This is a genomic window from Vibrio sp. V01_P9A10T6 (genome assembly GCF_963877065.1).
Lineage (GTDB): Bacteria > Pseudomonadota > Gammaproteobacteria > Enterobacterales > Vibrionaceae > Vibrio > Vibrio anguillarum.
In genome coordinates, this window is sequence record NZ_CAWNTB010000051.1 from 1 (window position 1) to 7,143 (window position 7,143).

The 7,143-nt window shown below is 39.0% G+C and carries 7 protein-coding genes and 2 pseudogenes; 7 read left to right on the forward strand and 2 right to left on the reverse strand.

The window, feature by feature from the left end; genetic code table 11:
- The 6 genes and pseudogenes from AACQ21_RS03110 to AACQ21_RS03135 form a co-directional block, all read left to right on the forward strand.
- A pseudogene (locus tag AACQ21_RS03110) lies at positions 1-90 on the forward strand (L-threonine 3-dehydrogenase); the annotation flags it as partial.
- A 272-nt stretch (positions 91-362) separates the two neighbouring features.
- Complete coding sequence (locus tag AACQ21_RS03115; protein ID WP_105977070.1) at positions 363-1,475, forward strand: nucleoid-associated protein; 1,113 nt, start codon at positions 363-365, stop codon at positions 1,473-1,475.
- A complete protein-coding gene (locus AACQ21_RS03120; protein WP_017048283.1) occupies positions 1,472-2,716 on the forward strand; it encodes a hypothetical protein in 1,245 nt (414 codons plus the stop codon). Before AACQ21_RS03115 ends, AACQ21_RS03120 begins: the two co-directional genes overlap by 4 nt.
- Before the next feature lie 28 nt (positions 2,717-2,744).
- Positions 2,745-3,305, forward strand: coding sequence for a hypothetical protein (locus tag AACQ21_RS03125; protein ID WP_017045802.1), 561 nt, complete (start codon positions 2,745-2,747; stop codon positions 3,303-3,305).
- Between the two features lie 183 nt (positions 3,306-3,488).
- Positions 3,489-4,247: a contractile injection system protein, VgrG/Pvc8 family gene (locus AACQ21_RS03130; protein ID WP_105977071.1), complete on the forward strand. Its 759-nt coding sequence runs from the start codon at positions 3,489-3,491 to the stop codon at positions 4,245-4,247.
- Positions 4,248-4,346: 99 nt separating this feature from the next.
- Complete coding sequence (locus AACQ21_RS03135; protein WP_017045804.1) at positions 4,347-4,490, forward strand: hypothetical protein; 144 nt, start codon at positions 4,347-4,349, stop codon at positions 4,488-4,490.
- Between the two features lie 109 nt (positions 4,491-4,599).
- On the opposite strand, the gene AACQ21_RS03140 is transcribed toward AACQ21_RS03135, so the two are convergent.
- Positions 4,600-6,108, reverse strand: a complete 1,509-nt coding sequence (locus AACQ21_RS03140) for a T6SS phospholipase effector Tle1-like catalytic domain-containing protein (RefSeq protein WP_105977072.1) — start codon at positions 6,106-6,108, stop codon at positions 4,600-4,602.
- Between the two features lie 236 nt (positions 6,109-6,344).
- Here AACQ21_RS03140 and AACQ21_RS03145 point away from each other — a divergent pair.
- Positions 6,345-6,503: pseudogene (locus AACQ21_RS03145) on the forward strand (L-threonine 3-dehydrogenase); the annotation flags it as partial.
- A gap of 166 nt (positions 6,504-6,669) precedes the next feature.
- On the opposite strand, the gene AACQ21_RS03150 reads toward AACQ21_RS03145, so the two are convergent.
- Positions 6,670-7,029, reverse strand: coding sequence for a diacylglycerol kinase (locus AACQ21_RS03150; RefSeq protein ID WP_105977073.1), 360 nt, complete (start codon positions 7,027-7,029; stop codon positions 6,670-6,672).
- Positions 7,030-7,143 lie beyond the last annotated feature (114 nt).

Below are 7,143 nucleotides of genomic sequence, written 5' to 3' on the forward strand. Positions count from 1 at the left end.
ACTCACCATTACAAAATTGATGACTTCCAAACGGGCTTCGATGCTATGCGTAGCGGGGCTTCCGGTAAAGTTATCCTTGATTGGGAATAATCGAATATTAATTCTGAAGCGCTCCGGTTGGGGCGCTTTTTGTTTGTGGCTAGAAATCATGAAATGGAAGAAATAGCCCTATTTAGCCCCACGAATGGTCCCATTTTGGTCCCATCTATTTTTCTAACATCTACACGACTAAGAGTCTCTGCTCGCAGACAAAACCACAAAAAGTAAATCAAGTTACATCCAAATGTTTGATGTCGACAAGTTACTAACGTTTTCTAATTCATGTATATTTTTTCCATACAACTTTAGAAGGCTAAAAATAAATGGCACTAAAAATTCATCACGTCATCATCCATGAGCTAGTAAAAGAACAGCACAAAGAAATTAAAGAGTCGAACATGCGGAAGAACGTACTTCCTAATGATGACGAAAATGTAATAAAGCTGGTAACAGGTGCGCTGTCTATCTACGGAAAGAAAACGAATGCAGCCCAGTATGGTCGATTTAAAACGAAAAAAGTCGGTGAGTTCCCTGCTCTATATGACGCATATTGCAAACTAGATAACCCTAATAATGACGATTTTATTGAATTCAGCAATAAGACAATTACGGAACTAGAAGAGTCGATAGGCGATAAAAAAGGTCCAGCTTCTGGTGGCTACATATTGTTCATTGATTATGAGAATGAGTTTGGTCGTGCGTTTTTGATTGCTATGTTAAAGAACAAACCTGGACTGCGCATATCAGATAATTTGTTGCCTACTGAGCTAGATCACATAGATCTAAATAAGCTTCATCAGGCTGCAAGAATTAGCAAAGGGAGATACATGGAATATCAGCAAGCTGATATTGATGATAAAGCCCAAATCACCTATCTGAGCTTTGTTAGCCCATCAACCAATATGTCTACCGCTGGTTATTTTATTGAGGCTTTAGGTTGTTCAAAGGGAAGTGCTTCTGCAACATCGACCAAAATGGTGATTCAAGAAATACCATTGTTTTTTAAAGAAGAGCCTTCACTTGATAAAAGAGATGCAAAAAAGATAAAGAACGATATCCTTCGCTATCTCAATGAATGTATTGATTCTAAGAAAAGTGCCAAATTAGCTGAAATTGAAGTATTGGCAAGGCAGTATTTTCCTGCTGACGACCCTGAAAAAGCCGATGAGTTATCTGAACGTCTATTTCAACGACTAAATGGTGAGAAAAACGGTGTACCAATTGAATTTGCAGCAAACAAAACGGAAGTTGGTAAAGCTAAGTATCAGAAGTTGGAAAGTTCAAACTGGACATTAAAAGTGAACCGAAATGCTATCGGTATAAATGATAATGCAGAAATAAAGTACCACAATGGTACTTTGACCATAACCAAGCTTTCGGTAGAGCTGCAAGCTGAAATTGAAGAAACATTACGAGATAAAGATCTAATCAAGTGAAACTAAAGAATTTTGTTGAATTCTACAGGTTGAACAACAAACCACCGTTTTCTGAGGACAAAACGGTGGTACTAGAGTGTGCCCGTAGTGAAGAAAACATAGCATTGCTTCAAGCGATCCGTGCTGATGGGGTAGACGTAGACGCTGACCCTGATATCAAAGACTTATTACCTGATGGTTCACAAATAGATCTTGAATTACAGATACCGACTAATGGTGAGTTCTTTGCCTATAGAACGCTTGAAGAAATGCTGTCTGACGCGAAAACTCTTCTTAATGGTGAATATCCAGATGAGTTTTATATCGTAGCTGATGACTTTTATTCTCTGGAACAGCAGAAGCTATCAAATAAATATCAAAATTTGTTTAACTTATGCAGCTTAATCAAAGGATTGGGTGAACTCGCACATTATCACGATGCAAAGCAGCAAGATGGCAAGAACAATAACTTCGTATTTATAGACGAAAGTGAAATCATTACGGCAAAGCCTGTAGTTATCAAGCCGACAATCAATCTAGCTATGTTGGAGCAACCATTACTTGATGTGACCTTGATTGAGTCATTTCATTCTCCAAAAGAGAAAGTTAGTCCGACAGTAGGAAAAGAAAAAGCCTTTTTTCGAGTATCAATAATTGAGTTTCTTGGTCAGCTCAAACATTTGTCGCAGATGGAACTATTCGTTCATCTGGTTATGAATTGGTCTGAATTTTTAGTTTCATACCAGCGCAACCTAGAAACGTACCTGAGCGGGTTTGCTTTTCACAAGGCTAGAAAAGAAGTATCAGACGAAGAATTTAAAGTTGCAGAGCAATACTCCAAAATACTAGGTGATATTGCTGGTAAACTTTTTGGCTTGCCAGTGTCTTTTGTTGCTCTACTTGGACTGTTTAAATCAGATATTACTTTGATAGTTGAATTAGTAGTTTTGTTTTCTGTTTGTACTGCATCTTGGCTAATGTCGAGTTTAGTAACTAACCAAATTAAGCAGTTAGAGCGTATCGACCACGCCAAAGGAATCGCATTTGATGCGTTAGAGAACCAGAAAACAGCTTATCCAGTCGATTTACAGACAAAGTTAAATGAAGCTGTTACAGCTTTGAATGAAGAGCACACTCGAATAAAAAACTTATTAATAAAACTGTGGTACATCGTTTGGAGCCCTGTAGTAATTGCTACTGGTATTATGGGGTACAGGTACTTGGAGGCACTAATTAACTTTATTCGAGTGAATTGTTTATAAAATCGTGGTAGCTGAGATAATTTGTAAAATGCTTAAAAGTGAAATGAAGAAAGATTTTTATCCTTTGAAAGATGAAATGTTTCAAATGTGTTTGAGTTTGTACGCCTACAAAACAAAATTTAAAGCGTTCCCGTATAGGTTCCGTAAAGCGACCAGATATTTTTTACTTGAAGAAGCAATTGCATTACGAGCGCTCTCTAATGAAATAATCCTGCATCTTTGTAAGTTGGATGAAGATAAATCTAAGGTTTCTTTTCATGCGGCGAAGAAAGTTTTAGTCAAAAGTAAATTGTCAGCCTCAGAACAAAATGAGTTGAACCTCAAACTAAAAGCTTTTCGTAGGTCGATTAATGCTTTAAAAACGCTTCATCGTAATCGTTACATAGCCCACCTAACAGAAGACGGTTATCCGGATTTACTTGATTTGCCTAGCTTCGAAAATGGATATCAAGAGGTTGCTAAATTAGCTTATGAAACTTTTCGGTTTATTTGGGGTGATGACGTTATTTTTTCATTTAAAGTAGGTTCTCAAGAGGCAATAGTTTTATTTAACAAAGAGTTAGGGTTGTCGGAACCACAAATTGCATAGTAAAAATACTACGCTAGACCTAAATGTTTGGTTTATTTGGCCTTTTACTAACAAAATGTCAGTAATAATGTTTATTGTTTTTTGACCTTTTGTAACTCTTTCTACACCCTATCGGACTCTTTCTTATTCGATTCCTTAAGCCATTTCCCACTACACACCGGCAGAAAAAGACGAGGATGTGTTATGGATCTAATGACATACCTTCCTCAGTTTAAGATTGAGGCAAATGGCAAAGACATCACCGCTGCTATTGCTCAGTCATTTTCTGAGTTGACGATTACCTATGTCAGTGGTGAGAAAGCGGATACGCTGACCATTAAACTGGATGGAAGCAAAATAGGGAAGTTACCAACCAAGAAAGCGGCGTTAAAGGTATCGTTAGGGTTTAATAACCGACTTTACAACCAGGGAACTTTTTACGTAAACGGGATTGGTGAAAGCGGGTTTCCGTCCGTGGTGACCATCACGGCCACTTCCGTTCCTTTGGGTGGTAAAGAGTTGGGTACCAGTATTCAGACTCAGAAAACGCAAAGTTGGGATGACATCACTATTGATGAGTTGCTTAAAACCTTAGCAGCACGAAACAATCTCAATGCCATTTGTAATGCAGAACTTGCTTCAATCAAACTTGAGCATATCGACCAAACCTCCGAGTCGGACATGGCGTTGATGACGCGCCTTGCTCGTCAGTATGGTGCGGTGAGTAAAGTTTCAGATGGAAACTGGCAGTTCTTGAAAATGGGTGAAGGTAAAAATGCATCGGGCACTAAGACTTTGCCTGTGCATACCATTTACAAGTCTAGCTGCAGCAACTATCAGTTCAATTCTAACAGCCGAACGGAAGCGGCCAGTGCCGTGGCTAAATGGCAGAATCCAAATACAGGTGAAACCGGAGTAGTCCGTTCTGGCAGTGGAGAGCCATCATTTCAGATCCTCTATTAGTACCCGAGTCAGGAAGAAGCTCAAGCGGCTGCAGATGCGAAAGCTCTCACAGAAGGAGCCGATACCTTCAGTTTTTCAACTGAAGCGACTCACCAACTGGTGAAAGCCTTCGCAGAAGGACATGTCAAACCTGAAGGTTGGCGTTCTGAAATTAGCGACCGCACTTGGTGTATTAAACAGATCACCAAACAGTTAACACCACGTTCCGGTTTATCTATCGATATTGATTGTGAATCGAAATAAGCCGACTAATTAGAACAATGCCCACTATCTATTTAATTCAACCAAAATTAGAGGTTCTCTTTTGATAAGAAAACCCCTTGCAGCTCAATTTTACTAAACCAAATAATGTTCAATAATCTGTTTCAATTGGTGTGATTGCAACGGTATCAATTTCTTCCGGTTGCCATTTTTCGATATTACATTGCGTGTTATCTGGCTTAAATATCAATGTCGTTACTTTTCCCTTGTCTTTTTGTGTTTCAACTGTTTCAAAGCAAGGAGCAAAAGTTTCGCTTTCATACCATTTAGAATCGAATCCATAATCATTAAAATGTCCGTAGCTTACTAAGCGCGGGTAAGGTTTATTTGTGCTTGAGACTGTATAGTTGTTTAATCCAATTCTTTCGATGGCGCTAGGGTGAACTTTGAATTTTTTTCCCTTTAGAATGGAAGCATATTCTGAAAAAACTCTATCACGAGAGAATTCTTCATACATTGAACTTCCATTCTGAGCATCGTGTAGGTCGGCTTTTATGTACTCAGGAAACAAGGCAGCTGAGCTCATGAGCCCATTTTGCTTCAGGTAGGAAAGCATCCAGTTTGCTGCATAACCAGACAACCTAAGATCTAAGTATTCTAAAGATTTACCATTATGGTCTGTGGACAAGTATCCACCACCCACATCCGAGTGAGCTCCTGCAAACCACACTTCATTTATTGATGTATTTTGATTGCGACAACGCCATTTAGTGTCAGGTGTATCAATGCTGATAGGGACAAAAAGGTGTCCTCTGTTATCGTCTAGTGATAATGCATGGTAGATGGTTTCTACATTACACACTTGATCGATGTAACGTTTGTTGGGTAGAGAAACATTAGGTTTTTGATTCGTATCCCCCAACTTTCTTTTAATAGCTCTGCCGGTAGGAACAATTCCAAGTGCTTCTACGGTATCAAACAGTCCCATGAATTTGATAGATACAGCCATGTCGTCACATGTCGGAGGGGCTAGATCAGTTTTTTCATCAATATCTTCCCAAATATTTAAGACGTCACTTTCTCGGCACTGGTTGCCTTGTCGACTATCATTTGGGTTGAGACCAATTAGAGTGGCCCCGTCTTCATCGAAATGTATCTTTGTCTCTTGCTTATAGATTTCATATAGCTGTTTGGACTTCTTGATTCTTTCTGAGCTTGAAAGGGATGAGAAATCATATATTCCAAGGCTATATACCATTCCGTTTAAAACTCTAGCTGTATATGCTCCGCGGCTAAATCCAAAAATATAAATGTCGGTGTTGTTACTTTTGTAGAATTTTGTCAAGAATGCATATGCTTCCGCAACGTCATCATCAAATCCCCATCCAGTACCTGCACCGATGTATCTAAAGCCTACGCCAACGCCCTCTCCATAATAGGTATGCAGATGATCCATATCATAGCCCTTAACCTTATTATAGATGCGAGATACGTTAGTATCGGCGTTCAAGTTATTGTCAGTTCCGTCTAGGAACATTGCGATGGTTTCTCTTTCGTTCGAATTGGCTGGTGAACCTGTTGTTGTAATGAAGTAGTGGGTTGAACATGCCGTTAAAGCGAACAACGATATAACAGTAATTAGTTTGACCAACTGAGGCATAGTGGCTTATCTCCTTTAAACCTAAGCTAAAAAATAACTTTTCTCATTATCAATGAGTAAAGAGTAACAAGTATAGAAAAGTTTGCGCTGGAGACAATTTGTAATTGAAATGTATGCATTTATTGCTAGGTGTCGTCATTTTTTACGCTCTGGATAATTAGCCCCAATTTCGCCCCATGGATAATATCTGCATTTATAACTGTCTGATTGAAAAGATAAATAGTGCACTTGTACCTGATATGTTCGAAACTTGGTATAAGATGGCGAGCCTGATCCAATCTGGTCTCGATCTAACGCCTATCATCACTCACCATTACAAAATTGATGACTTCCAAACGGGCTTCGATGCTATGCGTAGCGGGCTTTCTGGCAAAGTTATCCTTGATTGGGAATAATCGAATATTGAAGTTGAAGCGCTCCGGTTGGGGCGCTTTTTTTGAACAGCATTTACTCTGCGACTACAGAATAAACAAGCAAGTTAACGGCGGTGGCAAAATATAGCGCTAGGAGAAAACTAATACCGACGTAAGAAAACGAATAATTTTCAAACGCTCACTTCATTTAGCGTACCAAAATAAAAATCCATGTAAATGCAGCAAAAAGTAGTGCAATCAAAACCGCAGCTGATCCTATATCCTTCGCACGGCCACTGAGCTCATGCCACTCACTACCTACGCGATCAACTACAGCTTCCACGGCTGAATTCATAAGCTCAACGATGACAATCAGCACTAAGCTACCGATCATCATTAACTGTTCTAATTCATTGACCGGAAAGGAAAAAGTGATCGCAATTAGAATGATAGAAGCGACGATTTCTTGCCTAAAGGCGGCTTCATTTTTCCATGCAGCCTGAAGGCCTTTCATTGAATAACCTGTAGCGTAAAATAAACGACTTATTCCTGTACGGCCTGGTTTCATAAAGTGAGTAACCTAATAGTTAATAATGAGATAATAAAAATGTCGATAGCTTGAGTTGACTCTCATCTTATTAAAAAGTGCTATCGGATGTAGCATACTGTATCTATCTATTAT

Coding starts and splice junctions, on each gene's coding strand:
- AACQ21_RS03115 (WP_105977070.1), top strand. CDS start 363: ATGGCACTAAAAATTCATCACGTCATCATCCATGAGCTAGTAAAAGAA.
- AACQ21_RS03125 (WP_017045802.1), top strand. CDS start 2,745: ATGCTTAAAAGTGAAATGAAGAAAGATTTTTATCCTTTGAAAGATGAA.
- AACQ21_RS03130 (WP_105977071.1), top strand. CDS start 3,489: ATGGATCTAATGACATACCTTCCTCAGTTTAAGATTGAGGCAAATGGC.
- AACQ21_RS03140 (WP_105977072.1), bottom strand. CDS start 6,108: ATGCCTCAGTTGGTCAAACTAATTACTGTTATATCGTTGTTCGCTTTA.
- AACQ21_RS03150 (WP_105977073.1), bottom strand. CDS start 7,029: ATGAAACCAGGCCGTACAGGAATAAGTCGTTTATTTTACGCTACAGGT.